At 75.2% G+C, this 18,927-nt stretch carries 20 protein-coding genes; 11 read left to right on the top strand and 9 right to left on the bottom strand.

Annotated features, from left to right (window positions below; genetic code table 11):
• Nucleotides 1-62 precede the first annotated feature (62 nt).
• Both EAH89_RS03530 and EAH89_RS03525 read left to right on the top strand, forming a co-directional pair.
• The gene (locus tag EAH89_RS03530) at nucleotides 63-1,436 is read left to right on the top strand and encodes an NAD(P)/FAD-dependent oxidoreductase (RefSeq protein WP_140881382.1); all 1,374 of its coding nucleotides are present in this window, start codon (nucleotides 63-65) and stop codon (nucleotides 1,434-1,436) included.
• Between the two features lie 182 nt (nucleotides 1,437-1,618).
• Nucleotides 1,619-2,386, top strand: coding sequence for a Crp/Fnr family transcriptional regulator (locus EAH89_RS03525; protein WP_206667436.1), 768 nt, complete (start codon nucleotides 1,619-1,621; stop codon nucleotides 2,384-2,386).
• Nucleotides 2,387-2,401: 15 nt separating this feature from the next.
• Here the strand turns inward: EAH89_RS03525 and EAH89_RS03520 are convergent, their stop codons facing one another.
• Nucleotides 2,402-3,403, bottom strand: coding sequence for a 2-hydroxyacid dehydrogenase (locus EAH89_RS03520; protein ID WP_140881381.1), 1,002 nt, complete (start codon nucleotides 3,401-3,403; stop codon nucleotides 2,402-2,404).
• A gap of 192 nt (nucleotides 3,404-3,595) precedes the next feature.
• Between EAH89_RS03520 and EAH89_RS03515 the strand changes: the two genes are divergently transcribed.
• Nucleotides 3,596-4,288: a Crp/Fnr family transcriptional regulator gene (locus tag EAH89_RS03515; RefSeq protein WP_140881380.1), complete on the top strand. Its 693-nt coding sequence runs from the start codon at nucleotides 3,596-3,598 to the stop codon at nucleotides 4,286-4,288.
• Nucleotides 4,289-4,291: 3 nt separating this feature from the next.
• Here the strand turns inward: EAH89_RS03515 and EAH89_RS03510 are convergent, their stop codons facing one another.
• The gene (locus EAH89_RS03510; RefSeq protein WP_140881379.1) at nucleotides 4,292-5,284 is read right to left on the bottom strand and encodes a substrate-binding domain-containing protein; all 993 of its coding nucleotides are present in this window, start codon (nucleotides 5,282-5,284) and stop codon (nucleotides 4,292-4,294) included.
• 113 nt (nucleotides 5,285-5,397) lie between these two features.
• On the opposite strand from EAH89_RS03510, the gene EAH89_RS03505 reads away from it, so the two are divergent.
• The gene (locus EAH89_RS03505) at nucleotides 5,398-6,375 is read left to right on the top strand and encodes a Bug family tripartite tricarboxylate transporter substrate binding protein (protein WP_161993466.1); all 978 of its coding nucleotides are present in this window, start codon (nucleotides 5,398-5,400) and stop codon (nucleotides 6,373-6,375) included.
• Between the two features lie 63 nt (nucleotides 6,376-6,438).
• Complete coding sequence (locus tag EAH89_RS03500; RefSeq protein WP_161993465.1) at nucleotides 6,439-7,191, top strand: molybdate ABC transporter substrate-binding protein; 753 nt, start codon at nucleotides 6,439-6,441, stop codon at nucleotides 7,189-7,191.
• 21 nt (nucleotides 7,192-7,212) lie between these two features.
• On the opposite strand, the gene EAH89_RS03495 is transcribed toward EAH89_RS03500, so the two are convergent.
• From EAH89_RS03495 to EAH89_RS03475, 5 genes are all read right to left on the bottom strand, one after another.
• On the bottom strand, nucleotides 7,213-8,184 hold the full coding sequence (locus tag EAH89_RS03495; protein ID WP_161993464.1) for a Bug family tripartite tricarboxylate transporter substrate binding protein: 972 nt from the start codon (nucleotides 8,182-8,184) through the stop codon (nucleotides 7,213-7,215).
• Complete coding sequence (locus tag EAH89_RS03490; RefSeq protein ID WP_140881375.1) at nucleotides 8,181-9,143, bottom strand: MBL fold metallo-hydrolase; 963 nt, start codon at nucleotides 9,141-9,143, stop codon at nucleotides 8,181-8,183. Before EAH89_RS03490 ends, EAH89_RS03495 begins: the two co-directional genes overlap by 4 nt.
• A 21-nt stretch (nucleotides 9,144-9,164) precedes the next feature.
• Nucleotides 9,165-10,217 (bottom strand): Bug family tripartite tricarboxylate transporter substrate binding protein, encoded by a 1,053-nt coding sequence (locus tag EAH89_RS03485; protein WP_241666841.1) that lies wholly within the window; start codon nucleotides 10,215-10,217, stop codon nucleotides 9,165-9,167.
• Nucleotides 10,218-10,273: 56 nt separating this feature from the next.
• A complete protein-coding gene (locus EAH89_RS03480; RefSeq protein ID WP_140881374.1) occupies nucleotides 10,274-11,113 on the bottom strand; it encodes a TetR/AcrR family transcriptional regulator in 840 nt (279 codons plus the stop codon).
• 169 nt (nucleotides 11,114-11,282) lie between these two features.
• Entirely contained in the window at nucleotides 11,283-12,068 is a 786-nt protein-coding gene (locus EAH89_RS03475; RefSeq protein WP_140881373.1) for a DUF3750 domain-containing protein, read from the bottom strand.
• 254 nt (nucleotides 12,069-12,322) lie between these two features.
• Between EAH89_RS03475 and EAH89_RS03470 the strand changes: the two genes are divergently transcribed.
• The 6 genes from EAH89_RS03470 (at nucleotide 12,323) to EAH89_RS03445 (ending at nucleotide 17,579) form a co-directional block, all read left to right on the top strand.
• Nucleotides 12,323-12,529 carry a cold-shock protein gene (locus tag EAH89_RS03470; RefSeq protein WP_140881372.1) on the top strand — a complete coding sequence of 69 codons (207 nt, stop codon included), beginning with the start codon at nucleotides 12,323-12,325 and terminating at the stop codon, nucleotides 12,527-12,529.
• 193 nt (nucleotides 12,530-12,722) lie between these two features.
• Complete coding sequence (locus EAH89_RS03465) at nucleotides 12,723-12,956, top strand: hypothetical protein (RefSeq protein ID WP_140881371.1); 234 nt, start codon at nucleotides 12,723-12,725, stop codon at nucleotides 12,954-12,956.
• Between the two features lie 165 nt (nucleotides 12,957-13,121).
• Nucleotides 13,122-13,310, top strand: coding sequence for a hypothetical protein (locus EAH89_RS03460; RefSeq protein ID WP_140881370.1), 189 nt, complete (start codon nucleotides 13,122-13,124; stop codon nucleotides 13,308-13,310).
• A gap of 93 nt (nucleotides 13,311-13,403) precedes the next feature.
• Nucleotides 13,404-14,045, top strand: a complete 642-nt coding sequence (gene trhA / locus EAH89_RS03455; RefSeq protein ID WP_140881369.1) for a PAQR family membrane homeostasis protein TrhA — start codon at nucleotides 13,404-13,406, stop codon at nucleotides 14,043-14,045.
• A gap of 125 nt (nucleotides 14,046-14,170) precedes the next feature.
• On the top strand, nucleotides 14,171-15,496 hold the full coding sequence (locus EAH89_RS03450; protein ID WP_140881368.1) for an extracellular catalytic domain type 1 short-chain-length polyhydroxyalkanoate depolymerase: 1,326 nt from the start codon (nucleotides 14,171-14,173) through the stop codon (nucleotides 15,494-15,496).
• Between the two features lie 58 nt (nucleotides 15,497-15,554).
• Complete coding sequence (locus EAH89_RS03445; RefSeq protein ID WP_140881367.1) at nucleotides 15,555-17,579, top strand: HWE histidine kinase domain-containing protein; 2,025 nt, start codon at nucleotides 15,555-15,557, stop codon at nucleotides 17,577-17,579.
• Here EAH89_RS03445 and EAH89_RS03440 read toward each other — a convergent pair.
• On the bottom strand, nucleotides 17,576-18,193 hold the full coding sequence (locus tag EAH89_RS03440) for a CoA pyrophosphatase (RefSeq protein ID WP_140881366.1): 618 nt from the start codon (nucleotides 18,191-18,193) through the stop codon (nucleotides 17,576-17,578). The two genes, EAH89_RS03445 and EAH89_RS03440, sit on opposite strands and share 4 nt — an antisense overlap.
• Complete coding sequence (locus tag EAH89_RS03435) at nucleotides 18,190-18,852, bottom strand: DUF1285 domain-containing protein (protein WP_241666840.1); 663 nt, start codon at nucleotides 18,850-18,852, stop codon at nucleotides 18,190-18,192. The genes EAH89_RS03440 and EAH89_RS03435 overlap by 4 nt, the downstream gene beginning before the upstream one ends.
• Between the last annotated feature and the right edge of the window lie 75 nt (nucleotides 18,853-18,927).

Here is an 18,927-nt window from a genome sequence, read left to right as displayed (position 1 = left end):
CTGACGAAAACCGGCGGCGGCGCCCCCGCGCAGGGCCGCCGCCGCCTCCAAGGTCCCTCCCCATGAACACCGCCTCCCCTCCGCCCGCGCATCCCCTCCGCGTCGTCATCGTCGGCGCGGGCTTCGGCGGGCTGGAGGCGGCGCGCGCCCTCGCCCGCGCGCCGGTGGAGCTGACCATCGTCGACCGGCAGAACCACCATCTCTTCCAGCCCCTTCTCTACCAGGTGGCCACCGCCGCCCTCTCCCCCGGCGACATCGCCTGGCCGGTCCGCAGCGTCTTCCGCCGCCAGGCAAACGTGACCACGCTGATGGCCGAGGTGACGGGCATCGACCCCGCGGCGCGCGTCGTCCGGGCCGACGGCGCGAGCATCCCCTACGACGCCCTCGTGCTCGCGACCGGCGCCACGCACTCCTATTTCGGCCGCGACGACTGGGCGCCCTTCGCGCCGGGCATCAAGACCATCGAGGATGCGACCGAGATCCGCCGCCGCCTCCTCACCGCCTTCGAGCGCGCGGAGATGGCGGCGGACGAGGCCGAGCGTCAGCGCCTCCTCACCTTCGTCGTCGTCGGCGGCGGCCCGACGGGGGTGGAGCTGGCCGGCGCCATGGCCGAGCTGGCGCGGCAGGCGCTGAAAAGCGAGTTCCGCCGCGCCGACCCCCGCCGCGCCCGGATCATCCTCGTCGAGGCCGGCCCGCGCCTCCTCGCCTCCTTCCCCGAGGACCTCTCCGCCTACGCCGCGCGCTCCCTCGCCCGCATGGGGGTGGAGATCCGCACCGGCGCCCGCGTAACCGGCTGCGACGCCGGCGGCGTGGTGCTCGACGGCGCGGAGCGGATCGCGGCGAGCAGCACGGTCTGGGCAGCCGGCGTCGTCGCCTCCCCCGCCGGCGCCTGGATCGGGGCGGAGCGCGACGGGGCGGGCCGCGTCGCCGCCGGGCCGGACCTGACGGTGCCCGGCCATCCCGAGATCTTCGTCGTCGGCGACCTCGTCACCGCCAGGGACGGCACCGGCCGGCCGATCCCGGGCAACGCCCCCGCGGCGAAGCAGATGGGCGGCTATGTCGGCAAGGTCATTGCCGCCCGCGCCCGGGGCGAGCTCGCGCCGCCGCCCTTCGCCTACCGGCACCACGGCGACCTCGCCACCATCGGCCGGCGCTCCGCCGTCGTGGCGATGGACGGCTTCCGGCTCAAGGGGTGGCTCGGCTGGTGGTTCTGGGGCCTCGCCCATGTCTACTACCTCATCGGCTTCCGCAGCCGCGTCGTCGTCTCCTTCGAGTGGTTCTGGAGCTACCTTACCTTCCAGCGCGGCGCCCGGCTGATCACCCGCCGCCTCTCCCCCGCTGCGGCCGCGCCGCCCGAGGCCGTGCCCGAGCCCGGCGCGGCGCCGAAGCCCCCCGCCGCGTCGCGCCCCGCGGAACTGGCGGCGCCGGGCCGCTGAGGGCGGGCCCTGGGGCACGCCCTCAGCGGCCCGCGCCACCCCGGGCGTGGCCCCGTTTGTTGCACTTCCCGGATTCCCACATAGGTGAGCGGGGGAGCGGGCGCTTGCATGCTCTAAGCGACTGGGGGCTAGTGCCCTCGGGGAATGACCGCTTCCCTCACGACACCCCGAGGAACCCGCGCTTGGCCCCACCCAACCCTTCTGCGGAACGCCACCGCCTGCTGCGCCGGCTGGAGAGCACCACCGTCCTCGACGAGGACGAGCGCCAGGCCCTGCTGAACCTGCCCATGATCCTGCGCGACTTCCTGGAAGGCCAGGACGTCGTGCGCGGCGGGGACCGGCCGAGCCACTGCTGCCTCGTCCTCACCGGCTTCGTCTGCCGCTACGCGCTGCTGCCCGACGGCCGCCGCCAGATCCTCGCCTTCCACCCGCCCGGCGACGTGCCGGACCTGCAGAGCCTGCACTTGCAGATCATGGACCACAGCGTCGCCGCCATGATGCCGAGCACGGTCGCCTTCATCGCCCACGAGCACATCCAGCACGCCACCGAGCAGCACCCGCGGCTGATCCACGCCTTCTGGCGGGAGACGCTGATCGACGCCGCGACCTTCCGCGCCTGGATGATCGGCCTCGGCCGCCGCAGCGCGCACGAGCGGATCGCCCACCTCATCTGCGAGATGCTCCTCCGCTTCGAGGCGGTCGGCCTCGCGGAAGGGGGCGTGTTCCAGATGCCGGTCACGCAGCAGGACATCGCGGACGCGCTCGGCCTGTCCAACGTGCACGTGAACCGCGTGCTGCAGGACCTCCGGCGCGACGAGCTGATCGCCTGGCAGCGGCCCATGATCGCCGTGCTGCGCCGGGAGGCGCTGGAGGAGCTCGCGATGTTCGACCCGACCTACCTGCACATGCGGAACCTGCCGGACGCGCCCGGGGTGGCGGCGGAGGCCTGAGGCCCCGCGCCGCCCTCAGGCGCCGGGCGGCCGCACCTCGTTCACCAGATCCTCGCCCCGCTCGAAGGCGGTGATGCTGGCCAGCGTCGTCGCCAGGATCGTCCCGATCGCCTCCCGGGTGAAGAAGGCCTGGTGCCCCGTGAGCAGCACGTTGGGGAAGGAGACGAGGCGCTGGATGAGGTCGTCCGAGATGATCTCGGAGGAGAGGTCGCGGAAGAAGAGGTCCGCCTCCTGCTCGTAGACGTCGATCGCCAGCCCCCCGAGCCGCCCGTCCTTCAGCGCGTCGATCGCGGCCTGCGTGTCCACCAGCCCGCCCCGGCTCGTGTTCACCAGCAGCAGCCCGCGCCGTACCCGGGCCAGGCTCTCCGCGTTCACGACGTGCCGGGTGGCGGGCGTGAGAGGGCAGTGGAGCGAGAGCACCTCCGCCTCCCCCATCACCGCCTCCAGCGGGGCGTAGCGCGCGCCGGCGGCCTCGAAGTCCGGGTGCGGGCAGGGGTCGTGGCCGATCACCCGGCAGCCGAAGCCCGCCATGATCCGCCCGAAGGCGCGCCCGATCTTCCCGGTGCCGACCACCCCCACCGTCCGCCCGTGCAGGTCGAAGCCCATCAGCCCGTCGAGCTCGAAGTTGCCGCTGCGCGTCCGCTCGTAGGCGCGGTGGAGGTGGCGGTTGAGCGCGAGCAGCAGCCCCACCGCGAACTCGGCCACCGAATGGGGGGAGTAGTCGGTCACCCGCACCACCCGGATGCCATGGCGCGCCGCCGCCTCGAGGTCGATCTGGTTGAAGCCGGTGGAGCGCGTGGCGACCAGCCGCGTTCCCCCCGCCGCCAGGGCCGCGAGGACGCCCGCGTCCACCTCGTCGTTCACGAATACGCTCACCGCCGGGTAGCCCTGGGCCAGCGACACCGTCCCCGCCTCCAGCCGCGCCTCCTGGAAGGTGAGGTCGTGCCCGTGGGCGGCGTTGGCCTCCGCCAGCAGGGCCCGATCGTAACGCTTGGCACTGAATACGGCAACCCGCACGCGATCCCCTCCCCCGGTCGGGCCCATCCTGGCGCCGGGCGCGCGCGGCGCAAGGCGGGCGACGGGGCCGATGGCACATCGTTCAACCACACCGCCATTCGCCCACCGCGACCCGCCCATCCACATTTTTTATCCCCGGCCGAGGGGGTGCGAGCGTATACTCACATTTGTGTCAAAGAGAGGGAGGGTGTCATGGTGCAGATCTGCGGCGATTGCAGGGTCCGTGACCGCTCCATCTGCGGCAGCCTGTCCGACGAGGAACTCGAGACCCTCAACCATCTCGGCCGCAATCGGCACCTGCATAAAGGCGAGACCCTCCTCTGGGCGGGCGAGGAGGCGCTGGTCTGCGCCAACCTCCTCTCCGGCGTCCTCAAGGTCAGCGCCGCGACCGCGGACGGGCGGGAGCAGATCGTCGGCCTCCTCTACCCCTCCGACTTCGTCGGCCGCCCCTTCGCCGAGGAGGCGGAGCAGAGCGTCACAGCCCTCACCGAGGTCGATCTCTGCGTCTTCCCGCGCAAGCCCTTCGAGGCCGCGCTCGAGCACCACGCGCGGATGGAGCGCCTTCTCCTCCGCCGCACCCTCGCCGCGCTCGACGAGGCCCGCGCGCGCATGCTGCTGCTCGGCCGTAAGACCGCCGGCGAGAAGCTGGCCACCTTCCTCCTCGACCTGGCGGGCCATCTCGGCCAGCGCTGCTCCGAGGGGGACACCAGCTTCGACCTGCCGCTCACCCGCGCCGAGATTGCGGACGTGCTCGGCCTGACCATCGAGACCGTCAGCCGCCAGATGACGAAGCTGAAGCAGGAGGGTCTGATCGACCTTCCCTCGGGCCGCCAGGTGACCATCCGCGACCGCCACGCCCTCGAGGAGCGCGCCGAGGTCGCCTGACCCTCAGGTGTCGAGCGTGCCGGGCGCGAAGACCTCCTCGATCGCCAGGCGCCGCCGCGCGAGGTGCTGCGCCGCCGACCAGCGCAGCACCGCCTCCAGCTCCGCCCGGTTGGCCGAGACGCCGTAGGTCCAGGGATCGGGCCCGAGCACGGCGCGCGCCTCCTCCCAGGCCTGGGGCAGCCAGGGGATCATCGCCGGCGGGGCCGAGGCCCGCAGCGACCGGTCCCACTCCGCCACCGCGACCCGCTTCGCCTCGGCGAAGCCCTCGTAGAGGCGCCGCGCCAGCCCCGGGTCCCGCGCCAGCACCGCGGCCCGCACGCCGATGACGTGCATGATCGGGTGGAAGCCCGTCCGCGCGTGGTAGGCGATCTCCGCCGCCTTGGGGTCCGGGAAGAGCCGGACCACGCGCGGGTCGCCGGCCGCGAAGGCCTCGGGCGGGGTGGGCGAGAAGATCGCGTCCAGCGCGCCCCGCAGCAGCGCCGCGTTCAGCGTGTCCCCCTCCGCGAGCGGCGCGACGTCCATCCCCGCGGGCAGTTCCAGCGGCAGCCGCTCCCGCCGCCCCGCCGCGTTCGTGCCCGCCGTGCGGTAGCGAATCCCGTTCACGTCCACCCCGTGCTCGTCCGCGAGGATGCCGCGGACCCAGAGGCCGAGCGTCATCTGGTACTCGGGGATGCCGACGAGCCGCCCCTCCAGGTCCTTCGGCCGCGCGATCCCGGCGTCGCGCCGCAGGTAGATCGCCCCGTGGCGGAAGGCGCGCGAGACGAAGACGGGCAGCGCCACGTACTCCCCCTCCCCGCGCGAGACCTGCAGGAGATGGCTGCTGAGCGACAGCTCGCTCGCGTCGAACTCCGCCCGCTGCACCGCCCGCGGGAAGCTCTGCTCGGAGGCCAGCGGCACGGGCACGATCTCCACCCCCTCCACGCGCACGCGCCCGTCGAACAGCGGCCGCACGCGGTCGTAGGGCGCGCAGGCCAGGGTGAGGGTGATGGGGCGCATGGGACTCGTCCTCCGTTCCCCGCATCATGGCCCGGCCCCGCCCGCCCGCCACCCGCCTTGCCGCGGCGCCGGGCCCGGCCGCAGACTGCCCGAAACGGCCCCGGACCACGCCCATGCTGCGCCGCCGCCTCCTGCCCGGCACCCTCGCCGCCCTCGCCGCGCCGGCCCTGTCCCGCGCGCAGGAGGCCGCCTGGCCGCAGCGCCCCGTCACCATCGTCGTGCCCTTCCCGCCCGGCGGGTCGAACGACCTGCTGGCCCGCCCGCTGGCCCAGCGGCTGCAGGTCGCCCTCAACGGCAACCCCGTGGTCATCGAGAACCGCGGGGGCGCGGGCGGGGTGGTCGGCGCGACCGCCGTCGCCCGCGCGCCGAAGGACGGGCACACGCTTCTCTGGGGCCATATCGGCACGCTGGCGGTGAACCCTTGGCTCTACCCGCAGATCACCTACGACCCCGTGCGCGACTTCGCCCCCGTCGCCCTCGTCGCGACGCTGCCGAGCGTCCTGGCCGCGCATCCATCCCTGCCCGTCCGCACGGCGGCCGAGTTCATCGCCCACGCCCGCGCCAACCCCGGCCGCATCGAGTACGGCAGCGCCGGCAACGGCGCCGCCTCCCACATCACCATGGCCGCCTTCGCGGACGCCGCGGGGATCGACCTCGTCCACATCCCCTACCGCGGCAACGGGCCGATGCTGGCCGACTTCCTCGCCGGCCGCCTCAAGGCCTCCTTCGCGGGAGCGCCCGTGGTCATGCCGGCGGTCCGCGACGGGCAGCTCGTCGCGCTGGGCATCAGCGCGGCCGGCCCCTCCCCCTCCCTGCCCGGCCTGGTGCCGGTCGGGCGGGAGGCGCTGCCGGGCTTCGAGCTGGTGCAGTGGCACGGCCTCGTCGCCCCCGCCGGCACGCCGGGCCCGCTCGTGGAGGCGATGAACGCGCGGATCAACGCCGTCGTCGCCGGGCCCGAGATGCGCGAGCGGCTCTCGGCGGAGGGCGCCGACCCCGCGCCCCGCTCGCCCGCGGCCTTCGGTGCGCTGATCGCCGCCGAGATGGAGCGCTTCAAGGTTCTTGTCGCGCGGGCGGGCATCAAGGCGGACTAGGGAGCCGGGCTTCCCGCCGCGCGCCCCCGTGCCAAGATCCTACGCGAACCAGGGGAGGCCGCCGTGATCGACCGCCGGACGCTGCTCGCGGGCCTGCTCGCCCCCCGCCTCCTCCACGCCCAGGCCGCGCCGCCGACCATCCTCGCCGCCGGCGCCACGAAGCACGCGGTGGAGGAACTGCAGGAGGGGCTCCGCGCCGCCGGGCAGCCCGTGCCCGCGGCCGCCTACGACACCGTCGGCGCGCTCCGCGACCGCGTCCTGGCCGGCGAGCGCCCCGCGGTCGTCCTGCTCTCGGCCGAGGCCGTCGCCGCCATTGGCGCCCGCGTCGCGATTCCGGTGGACGGCGTCGCCGCAGTCGGGCGCACCGGCGTCGGCCTCGCGGCCCCGGCGGGGCGGCCCTCGCCCGATATCGGAACGCCCGAGGCGCTCCGCGCCGCCCTTCTCGCCACCGATTCCGTCGCGGTGGCCGACCCGGCGCGCGGCGCGACCGCCGGCCGCCACTTCATGGGCGTGCTGGACCGCCTCGGCATCGCGGAGGCCATGCGGCCGAAGCTCCGCCTCGTTCCCTTCGGCGTGGAGGGCGTCGCCCTCGCGGCGCGCGGCGAGGTGCCGCTGGCCGTCAGCCAGGCGACCGAGATCACCGACCGCCCCGGCGTGCGACTCGCCGGCCTCCTGCCGGATCCGCTCCAGCTCTGGACCGTCTACCAGGTGGCCGCGCTGCGCGACGACGAGGCGGCGCGGTCCCTGCTGCGCCTCTTCACCTCCGGCGCCGCGCGGGAGGCCTTCCGGCGCATCGGCTTCCAGCCCCTGGCGTGAGGCGGGCCGGGCGCCCGGCCCCTACTCCGCCCGGATGCCCGCGCCCTGGATCACCTCGCCCCAGCGCCGGCGGTCGGCCGCGATCGTCGCGCGGAACGCCGCGCCGTCCTGGGCGAGGACCTCCAGCCCGCTCTCGGCGATGCGCCGGCGGAACCCGGGCGCGGCCGTCACCCGCGCGAGCGCCGCGTCCCAGGCCGCGAGCGCGGGCGCCGGCAGCCCCGCGGGCCCGGCGAGGCCGATCCAGCTCGTCACCTCGAAGCCCGGCAGGGTGTCGCGGACGAGCGGCACGTCGGGAAAGAGGGGCGAGGCCTGGGTGCCGCCGAAGGCGAGCAGCCGCAGGCCGCCGTCGCGGATCTGGCCGATGAACTCGGGGAAGTTGCCGAACATCATGTCGACCCGCCCCGCCGCGATGTCGACGATCGCGTTCGAGCCGCCGCGATAGGGCACGTGCGTCATCCGCACGCCCGCGAGCCGGGAGAAGAGCTCCCCCGCCAGGTGCTGGCTCGTGCCGTTGCCGGTGGAGGCGTAGGTCAGCCGCTCCGGCGCCGCCCGCGCCGCCGCGACCAGCGCCCCGACCGTGCGGAAGGGCGATCCCGGCGCGACCACCAGCGCGTTCAGCACGCCCGCGACGTTGCCGACCGGCACGAGGTCCCGGTCCATGTCGAGGGGCATGCGCTGCCCGGGAAGCTGCGGCAGCACCGCGTAGGCGCTCATCGCCGCGACGTAGAGCGTGTGCCCGTCGGGCGCGGCGCGCGCCGCCGCCTCGGCCGCGATGAGGCCGGAGGCGCCCGCCTGGTTCTCCACGACCACGTTCTGGCCGAGCGCCGCGCGGAGCGGCTCCGCGACCAGGCGTGCCACGAGGTCCACCGCACCGCCCGCCGAGAAGCCGACGAGCAGCCGCACGTCGTGGTCCGGGAAGGCCGCGCGCGCAGCGCGGGGCAGGGCCGGCGCCGCGAGGGCGCCGATCGCGAGGCGGCGGGTGAGCGCCGTCACGCCGTCCAGTCCGCGGCCATGAAGCGGAAGCCCTCCGCCTCGCGCGCGATGAAGCCGTTCGCGGGGAAGGGGAAGTGGTAGCCCGTGACGCGCACGCGGTCGGCCGCGCAGCGGTCCAGCACCGCGCGCCGCGTTGCCTCGGCGGCCACGGGGTCGAAGTCGTACATCGCGTGGAAGGCGGGGCGGCGCGCGAAGAGCTCCGGCCGGTGCGTCACGTCACCGAGCACGAGGAGCTGCCCGTCCCCGTCCGCGACGTGCCAGGAGGTATGCCCGGGCGAGTGGCCGGGGGTCGCCACGGCGCGGATTCCCGGCAGCGCCTCCTGCCCCTCCGACACGCGGCGCACGCGGCCCTGGTAGGGCGCGAGGCGCTTGGCCAGGTTGGCGAAGTTCGGCTTCTGCCGCGCCGGCGCGGCGGATTCGTTGGAGGCGTCCCCCCAGTAGCGCCACTCCGCCTCGGGGATCACCACCTCCGCGCGCTCGAACACCGCGCGGCCGTCCGCGGTGGTCAGCCCCGTGATGTGGTCGCCGTGGCAGTGCGTGAGCACGACGAGGTCGATGGCGGCCGGGTCGATCCCCGCCGCGCGCATGTTGGCCGCGGCCACGCCGGCCATGGGCGAGAGCTGCCCGCCCGTGCCCGCGTCGAACAGCACGGTGCCGCGCGGCGTGCTCACCACCGTCATCGTGTAGGGCGTGACGTAGTGGTCGCGCGGCAGGAAGCTCTCGGCGAGCACGCTCTGCACGGCCTCGAGCGGCGCGTTCAGCACGAGCCCCTCGACGGGGATGCGCGCGGTGCCGTCGAAGAGCGTCGTCGCGGTGAAGCCGCCGACCCGGAAGCGGTGGTAGCCGGGATTGGAGGGCGCCGCGCCCGCCGCCGGAGGCGCCGCCCCCTGCGCGCGCGCCTCGGCGGAAAGCAGCGCGGCGGCGCCGAGCGCGAGCCCGGCCTGGCGGCGTGTGATCATCGTCGTTTCCCTTGTTCCGTGTCAGTCGGCGCGCAGGTCAGCCCGGCGTACCACCTCGCCCCAGCGCGCGCGCTCGGCGAGGATGAAGTCGCGGAAGGACCCGGGCGTGCCGGGCGCGGCCTCGGCGCCCTCCGCCGCCAGCCGCGGCCGCAGCGCCTCGCCCTGCAGGATGCGCGCGGATTCGGCGTTCAGCCGCTCGACGACCGGGCGCGGCGTGCCGGCGGGCGCGAGCAGGCCGTACCACTGCGTCGCGTCGAAGCCGGTGACGCCCTGCTCGTCGAGGGTGGGGATCTCCGGCGCGCCCGCGAGCCGGTGGGTCGAGGACACGCCGAGCGCGCGCAGCAGCCCGGCCCGCACCGGCGGCAGCGCCGGCGGCCCGCCGGTGAAGGTGAGGTCGATCGTGCCGCCGATGAGGTCGTTCATCATCGGCGCCGTGCCGCGGTAGGGCACGTGCGTCATCGCCGTGCCGGTCGCGAGGTTGAAGGCGGCCATGGCGATGTGCGCGGCCGAGCCGTTCCCGCCGGAGCCGTAGGCGAGTGCGCCCGGCCGGCGCTTCGCGAGCGCGATCAGCTCCGCGATTCCCGTCGCCTCAACCTTGCGCGGGTTCACCACCATCACGTTCGGCACCACCGCGGCCAGGACGATCGGCGCGAAGGAGGAAACGGTGTCGTAGGAGAGGCGGTAGAGGAAGGGGTTCACGGCCAGCGTGCCGATATGCCCCATCAGCAGCGTGTAGCCGTCGGGCGCCGCGTGGGCGACGGCCTCGCACCCCACCGTGCCGCCCGCGCCCCCGCGGTTCTCCACGACGAAGGGCTGGCCGAGCGCCGCCTGGAGCTCGGCGCCGAGGGCGCGCGCGATGATGTCGGTCGAGCCGCCGGGGGTGAAGGGCACCACGATCCGCACGGGCCGGTCGGGCCAGGCGCCCTGCGCGCGGGCGGGGCGGAGGGCGGGCGCCAGCAGCGCACCGGCCAGGGCCGCCCGGCGCCCGACGAGGGAGGCCGCCTCGACGCTCCCCTGCGGGCCGGCAGGATGCTGCGCGGCGCCGGGGGGCGCCGCCATCGTGAAGCGCGGCAAGGGTCCGTCCCGGCGCATTCCTTCCCTCCCGCCCGGTCTCCGCCGGGCAGGCGAGGTTAGTCGTGCGCCGCCCGGGGTGTCCCCCCATTTTTTTCGAGGACGAGCGCGCCCAGCTCCTTGGCCGGGCGGGGCGCCGGAACGGCGGGTGGGCCGGCCCAGACCATCTCGCCCGTCGCCAGGCTCTCGGCCGCCCAGCCGGCGGCCTCCGCCGGGCCGCCGGGCCGCCGGGCCATGCCGGCGGGCACGCCCTCGAGGAAGGCGTCCACCTTGTCCGCGATGGTCGCGCGGAGGTCCTGCGGCGCGGGCTGGCCGAAGACGTGCTGGCGCATCGCCAGGGCGAAGATCGAGTCGTGCAGGTTCCAGACGAGCTCCGCGTCCCGCTCCCGCCCGGCGTCGTCGTCCGACGGCAGGGAGGGCGGCAGGGAGAAGGCGTGGCGCCCCTCGGCCAGCACGCGCTCCACCACGCGCTCGCGCAGCATGCCGATGGCGCGCGCGCCGGGCCCGAAGCCCTTCAGCCCCGAGAACATCAGCAGGCGAACGCGCCGGTAGGTGAGCACCGCGGCCGCGTAGTCGAGGTAGAAGGACACCAGCCGCTCGCGCAGCGGCACCGCGCGGTCGGCGAGGAGCGCCTCCCAGCCCGGGTTCCACTCGCCCGCGAACTCCTCCTCCAGCACGCGCTCGATCAGCGCCTCCTTGCTGTCGAAGTAGCGGTAGAGCAGCGGCTGGGTGATGCCGAGCCGCGCGGCCAGCTCGCGCGTCGTGGCGTCGAGGCCGATCTCGGCGAAGAGGTCGGTCGCGGCGGCGATGATCGCCTGCTCCCGCGCCAGGCCGTGGGCGCGTCGCCCCGGGGGGGCGCCCACCGGGCGGCGGGCGGTGGGGCCTGTGGCGTCTGACATCGGTCAGGCCCGGCCAGGGCGCGAAGCGCCGTTGCGGCGTGGGGACGGAAGGTCGGCCACGCGCAGTTTGACTCGATGTCGGAACATATTCGTGAGATAGCACACGACATTGTGATATTGAACCGGTGTCGCAAAGATTTTTCCGGTTGAAGGCTCGTTCAGCCGTCTTTTACGGCACCGCCGCGACCGCCGGCGGCGTCCCGGACCCGTCGGGGCCCCGCGTGCCGATCCGCCCGAGCCCGGGCAGCTTGATCGCCGGCCGCCGGAGGTCGATTCCCGCGACGGCGCCAAGGATGTTCACCTCGATTCCCTCCACCCAGCCGAGCGTGACGCCGGCGTAGCCGCCGAGCGTCAGCCGCAGCCCCGTGCCCGAGGCGGTGGGGCGCAGCCAGCGGCCGTCATAGGGGTAGTCCTTGCCGACGGCGGTCGGCGGCAGGGTGACGGGAATGCCCGGCACGGCGTCCATCACCGCCGCGACGAAGGTGTTCGAGTTCGGGCCGGGCCAGGCGCGGTAGTCGCCCTGGTTGCTCCAGGCGTAGCCGGCGATGGCGTCCCGCATGCGCGGGATCAGCGCCGCCGCCGCCGCGCCGTCGGCCGCGAAGACCACTTCCGGTGTCTGGCCGAACCAGCGGCCGTCGGGCTCGAAGCCGTTCAGCCGGATCGGCTCGCCCCAGGCGGTGTAGTCGTAGCGCGTGTAGGACGCCGCGCCCTCGGGCTTGAACACGATCCAGCAATGCACGGCGAAGATGCCGCGCCAGCGCACGGTGGGCGCCGCGAAGACGCGCACCACCGCCCCCGCGTTCCGGCCCGCGGGCGGCAGCAGCCCGGCGCTGGACCGGTCGGCGCCCCACCAGTCGCGCCCCGCGCCGTTGGCGCCGTAGAGCGCCGCGGAGATGCCGAGCGGCAGGAGGTAGAAGAGGGAGAAGAGAAGAAGGCCGGCTTTGAGGATCGTCATCGTCGCCGGCATATCTGGACCCGGCCCGCGCGCCGCAAGCCGGGTGCCCCGCGGCGCCCGCGGCCGGGCCGGGCCGCAGCAAGGTTGAACTTCCGCGCGCCCCTCCCTAGATGTATCGCGTCAATCTCGTCTGGTCCGGCCTGCTCTCCTAAGCTCTTCACAGAGCGCCGAGCCCGGTGTCCGTCACTCCTCGAAGCTTGATCCAGCCCGCGATGTTGCGGGGTGGCACACTCGTTCATGAACGGATACCCAGCATGCCGACCGGCACCGTGAAGTGGTTCAACGCGACCAAGGGCTTTGGCTTCATCCAGCCCGAGGACGGCTCCAAGGACGTCTTCCTGCACATCTCCGACGTCCAGCGCGCCGGGATGCAGGAGCCCCGCGAGGGCGACAAGATCGAGTACGAGCTGCAGCGCGGCCAGCAGGGCAAGGTCTCGGCCGGCAACCTGAAGGCGGCCTGATCGCCGGACCCGATGGGTCCAGGGGGCAGGCCGCGGCCTGCCCCACTCCGGGGGCGACGGTCACCGCCCTCCCCGGGGCGGGTCCAGGACGGCGCGGCGATCCGCGACGCCTGGGGCCGCCACGGTCGGGCCGGTGGCCCTCGGGATCCGGCGTCCCCACGCCCGAAGCGTTGACCCCACGCGAGGAACCACCATGCAACGTCACAGCTTCGAAATCGGCCAGAACGTCGAGCTGGTCGCCGGGGTCCTCACCCCGCCCGGCATGACCGGCCACTACATCATCACGCGCCTTCTTCCGAACGACGCCGCCGACCGCGAGTACCGCGTGAAGAGCGAGCGTGACGGCCACGAGCGCGTGGTGCGCGAGAGCCAGCTCCGCCTCGGCGCCGTCTCGGCGCTCGGCAAGGGATGGCCGGTCGTCGGCTGACGGCCTCCGGCTGGCGGCGGGTCCTTCCCCGCGGGCCGGCCGGCTGAGAGAGGACGCAGGGCGACCGGGCTCCGGGCCGCGTTCCTCGGCAGCAGTTCATCATCGGGACAGGCCACCGGCGCATGCCGCGTGGCGCCGGGTCCCGTCCGTTCAACGGAGGCACGCGTGTCGCAGACCAAGACCCCCAACGGCACCGACCGGACCGACGCGGCCGGTCTCGAGGAGACCATCGCCTACCTCGCCAAGCGCCACCGCGTCTCCGTCGCCATCGTGCGCGAGATCGCGCGCAAGCTCGGCTCGTCGGAGCGCGGCGCGATCGAGCGCGAGATCGAGCGGGGCAAGTCCCGCCGCTGACCGGCGGGGCGCGAGCCCCGCGCCACCCGCCCCGGTGACCGCCGCCGCGGGCGCGGCCCTTTGACACCGGCGGCCCGGGCGCCAGGATGGGGCATGTCCGACCCGTCCCCCTACAACGGCGCCGAGCGGGGCGCCGACGCCGCGGTCCATGCGGCGGGCCTCCTCGCGGTGCCGGCCGGCTGCCTGCTCCTCGCCCTCCGCGCGCCCTTCCCGTCCGACCCCGGCCTGGCCATCGCGCTCGGCCTCTACATGGCCGGGCTGGTCGCCACCTTCGCCTGCTCGGCCGCCTACAACCTCGCGCCCGCGGGCCCGCGCCGCGCCCTGCTGCGCCGGGCCGACCACGCGGCCATCTTCATCATGATCGCGGGCACCTACACGCCGGTCTCGGTCCTCGCGATCGGGGGGCCGCTCGCCACCGCCCTCCTCGCCTTCGTCTGGACCGGCGCGCTGCTCGGGGCCGCGATGAAGCTTCTCGCGCCCGGGCGCTTCGAGCGGGGGTCGATCGCCGCCTACCTCGTCCTCGGCTGGGTCGGCGTCGTCGCGCTGGTGCCGCTGTCGCGCACGCTCTCGGCCGGGCAGCTCGGGCTGCTCGCCGCGGGCGGGCTTCTCTACAGCCTCGGCGTGCTCGTGCACCTGGCGAGCCGCCTTCGCTTCAACGTCGCCATCTGGCACGCGCTCGTGCTCGCGGCGGCCGCCTGCCACTACGGCCTGGTGCTGAGCCTCGCGGCGCCCTGAGGGCGGCCTTCGTCGTGGGGTACCAAACCATTCCGCCCCGCGCCCGTTGTAATGCTGCACCGCAACATCGATCTCGGTGCGGAGGGCAGGCCTCTGGGGGCCCCGTCCCGGCGAAAGGAAGCAGCATGCCCAATCCGAAGCTCGATCTCAGCGCGCTCGTCCGCCTGCAGCGGCGCCGCCGGGACGTGGCCTCCCGCGCCGGCGGCACGGGCGGCGGAAACGCGCTCACGGAGGTGACCGGCTTCGGCTCCAACCCCGGCGCGCTGCGGATGATGGTGCACGTGCCGGCGGACCTGCCGCGCGGCGCGCCGCTGGTCGTCGCGCTGCACGGCTGCACGCAGACGGCGGCCGCCTACGACCACGGCTGCGGCTGGTCCTCGCTCGCCGACCGCCTCGGCTTCGCGGTGCTCCTGCCCGAGCAGCAGCGCGCCAACAACGCCTCCCTCTGCTTCAACTGGTTCGAGGGCGGCGACATCGCGCGCGGCGCCGGCGAGGCGCAGTCGATCCGCCAGATGGTCGCGCAGATGCTCGAGGCCCACGCGATCGATCCCGCGCGCGTCTTCGTCACCGGCCTCTCGGCAGGGGGCGCGATGACCGCGGTCATGCTCGCCGCCTACCCCGAGACCTTCGCGGGCGGCGCCATCATCGCGGGCCTTCCCTACGGCGCGGGGCTCGGCGTCGCGGAGGCGCTGCGCGCCATGTCGCGCCCCCCGGCCCTCAGCCCCGCCGAGCGCGGCACGGCGGTGCGCGCCGCCTCCCCGCACCGCGGCCCCTGGCCGCGCGTCGCCGTCTGGCACGGCGACGCCGACACGACCGTCGCCCCGGACAACGCCGGCGAGAGCGTGAAGCAGTGGCTGAACCTCCACGGCCTCGACGCCGCGCGCCCGGCCACCGAGCGGGGCTCGTCCGTCGACACGCACCTCGCCTGGCGCGCCCCCGACGGCACGGTGCGGGTGGAGAGCCACCGCATCGCCGGCATGGGCCACGGCGTGCCGCTCCGCCCGGGCGAGGGTGGCCAGCGCGCGGGGGTGGCCGGCGCCTACATGCTGGATGTCGGCGTCTCCTCCACCCACGCGATCCTCGACTTCTGGGGGATCGACACCGCCGCCGAGCGCGCCGCCGCCCCCCGCCCGGCCGAGGCGCCCCCGCCGCGCCCCGCGGCCTCGCCCACGCCCGCCCCGGCCCGGGAACCCGCGCACGCGGCGGCCGGCCCCGCCCAGGCGCCGGCGGCGGAGCCCGCCTGGGCGCGCCGCGCCGCGCCGGGCGGCACCCAGGGGCCGGTCACCCGCATGCCCGGCGCCGCGGGCGGCCCGGCTTCCCCCTTCGGCGATCCCTCCTCCCTCTTCGGCAACGCCGGATCGCTGCTCGGCGACCCCGGCGAGACGATCAAGCGCGCCCTGCGCGCTGCGGGGCTGATGGGGGACAAGGGCGAGGAGCACCCGCGGCGGTAGTGGTTAAGGAACGATAACCGATTGACACGAGCAGGGGGCTGGTGCCGCTTATCCGGCGATGCCGCTCGATGAACCCACCCTTCTCCTGCCGCCGGAGATCGAGGCCCTCGTCGCCGCCCAGCTGGCGGGGAGCGGGTACCGCGACGCCACCGCGGTGATCCGCGCGGCGCTGGAGGCCCTCGCAGGCCCCGGCGCCGCCCCCCGTTCCGCCGACGCCTTCCTCCCGGCCCTGCAGGACCGTCTCCGCGCGCAGTCCGACCCCGCGGCCGCCCTGGCCGACGCGGCCGGCCTGCTCGGTGGGCACCTCGGCGTCGCCCGCATCGGGTACGGCGAGGTCGAGGCCGCCGGGGGTATCCGGTGGGCTGGCGGCGATTGGACCGACAGCCGCGCCGCCAGCCTGGCCGGGCAGGCGATGGCGCCCGGCGCCCTCGGCTCCGCGCTCGCGTCCGCGCTCCGCGCCGGCCGCGCGGCCGTGGTCGAGGACGTCCTGGCCGACCCGCGCACGCGCGGCGGCCCGGGCCTCGCGGCCTGGCGGGCGATGGGTACCCGCGCCCTCGTCGTCGCCCCCCTCCTCCGCACGGGCTCGCTCCTCGGGGTCCTCGCCATCCACGCGCGGGAGCCGCGCCGCTGGCGGGCCGAGGAGGTGGAGCTTGTCCGCGACGTGGCCGACCGCACCGGGGAGACCGTCGCCCGCGCCCGGGCCGAGGCGGCGCTGCGCGAGAGCGAGGAGCGCCACCGCGTGCTGTTCGGCTCCGCCCCCTTCTCGGTCATCATCATCGACCCCGCCACCCACGAGGTGCTGGAGGTGAACGACCACGCCTGCGCGGCCTACGGCTACTCGCGGGAGGAGTTCTCGCGGCTGCGGATCGGCGACATCGACGCGCTCGGCGAGCCCGAGGCGATCCGCGCCAACGCCCGCGCCGGCACCATCCGCCCCGGCCTGCAGCAGTTCGAGGCCCGGCACCGCACGCGCTCGGGCGAGGTGCGGGACGTGCTCGTGCGCGTGCAGGGCCTGACGCTCGGCGGGCGGGACATGACCTACGGGGCGCATTTCGACATCACCGACCGCAAGGCGGCCGAGGCCGCCCTCCGCGCGAGCGAGGCGCGGCTGCGGCTGGCGGTCGAGGCGGCGCGGCTCAGCACCTGGGAGTTCGACCTTCTCCGCGGCACCGGCTCCCGCGCCGGCCCGCTCATGCACGCCCTTCCCCAGCTTCCCCCGGACAGCTTCCCGATGGCCCGCTGGCTGGAGGCCATCCACCCGGAGGAGCGCGGTCTGGTCGAGAGGCGCTTCTGGGAGGTGGCCCGCGACGAGGCGCCGCGCTTCGAGGCGGAGTTCCGCGTGCAGCGCCCGGCCGGCGACTGGGCCTGGATCTCCTCCTTCGGCGCCGTCGTGGAGCGCGACCCCGCCACCGGCGCGCCGCGGCGCATCGCGGGGGTCGCGCAGGACATCACCGAGCGCCGCGCGGCCGAGCACCGCCGCAGCCTGCTGATGCGCGAGGTGGACCACCGCGCGAAGAACGCGCTGGCCGTCGTGCAGGCGACGCTCCGCCTCACCCGCGCGGAGGAGATGGACACCTACCGGCGCAAAGTGGAGGGACGGGTCGCCGCCATCGCCCGCGCGCAGACCCTCCTGGCCGAGGACCGCTGGTCCGGCGCCGACCTGCGGGCGCTGCTCCAGGGGGAGCTGGAATCCTTTCTCGGCGGCGAGGGCCAGCGCGCCCGGCTGGAGGGGCCCGCGATCACGCTGCCGGCCGGCGCGGCCCAGCCCTTCGCCATGGCGATCCACGAGCTGGCGACGAACGCGACGAAGCACGGCGCCCTCTCGCGCCCGGGCGGGCAGCTCTCCATCGCCTGGCGGGTCGAGGAGGGCCGCCTCCTGCGCCTCCGGTGGTCGGAGGCGGGCGGCCCGCCGCTCACGGGCCTGCCCGAGCGGCGCGGCTTCGGCTCGCGCGTGCTCGAGGGCACGGTGAACCAGCAACTCGGCGGCTCCGTCGCGATGCGCTGGGAGGGCGAGGGCCTCGTCTGCGACATCGAGCTTCCCCTGCCCCTCCCCGCCGCCGGGCCGGGCGAGGGCGCCGGCTAGGCGTCCCGCAGCGCGAGGGCGAGGCTCCGCAGCATTGAGGCCGTCGCGCCCCAGATGAGCTGCGTCTCGTGCGGCCAGGCCCAATAGTGGCGGGCGCGGCCTCCGAAAACGCCGCTGCGGCGCTCGGGCCAGGCGGGGTCCAGCAGGCGGGCCACGGGGTACTCGAAGACCTCCGCCACCTCGGCAGGCTCGGGAAGCAGGGTGACCGGCGGGTCCAGCAGGGCCACGACCGGGATGACGTGGAAGCCGGTGCCCGTCACCATCGCCGGCAGCCGGCCCGCGATGCGCGGCAGGCGGGGGTCCAGCCCCACCTCCTCCGCCGCCTCGCGGATGGCCGCGGCCTCGGGCGTCTCCCCCGGCTCGATGCGGCCGCCGGGGAAGGCCACCTGCCCCGCATGGGACGAGAGGGTGGCGGCGCGCAGCGTCAGCAGCACGGTGGGCTCGGGGTGCAGCAGGATGGGCACCAGCACGGCGGAGCGGCGGATGCCCTCCGCCGCCTCCGCGTCGGCCGCGCCGCGCGCGAGCCTCGAGGGATCAGCGAGGCGCGCCTCGATCTCCGCGGGCAGGAGGGCAGGAGGGGGTGCCGTGAAGGCGGTCGCTGCGCTCGGGGTCACGCCACCTCGTCGTCCAGGGACGCCAGCGGGTCCTCGGCGTCCAGCTCCTCGGGCGGGCTGTCGTCGATGACGAAGAAGACCCCCTCGCTCCAGACGCCCGTGACCTCGCGCCCGTCCACCACCTCGGTCTGGGCGAGGGCGACGAGTTCGTAGAAGACCGGCCGGCTGATCCGCGCCTCGAGGCCCGGGCGGACGGTGACGTAGGGCCGCGGCTCGCGGGTCACCGGGTCCACCTCCACCCGGATCGGGTGGCTCTCGTCCGCGGTCACCATCTCGTCGAGGTTGGTGCGGAAGGTGAGGCACTGGCGCGCGCGCCGCTTGCCGGCCGCGTCGCCCTCGCAGGCGCCGCCCCCGCCGCTGCAGCAATGGCCCCAGTTGAGCTCCACCGCGACGAAGGGCACGTCCTCCACCTCGATACGGCCGCGCTCGACCGGGGTCTCCAGCCAGTAGCTGCCGTCCTCCTCGCGCTTGAGCACGGAGGCGAAGAGACAGACGAGCGCCCGCCGCGTGATCGGGCTGCCCTGGTAGTACCAGGACCCGTCGCGGGCGATCCGCATGTGGAAGTCGCCGCAGATCGTTCGCGGCACCCGGGCAAGGCCGGGCACCGGCGGCGCGGCCGGTTTCCCGCCGCCCGTAACATCATGCATCCCCAGCGCCATGTGACTTCCTCCGCGCCATCGAAGGGCCCTACCCTCCCCATCCGCCCGGTACGCCTCCATGTAGCCCGGAGTGGC

This window comes from Muricoccus nepalensis (assembly GCF_006438825.1).
Classification (GTDB): Bacteria; Pseudomonadota; Alphaproteobacteria; order Acetobacterales; family Acetobacteraceae; genus Roseomonas; species Roseomonas nepalensis.
The sequence above is the reverse complement of the archived record's forward strand: the minus strand, read 5'-3'. Positions and strand labels throughout refer to the sequence as shown.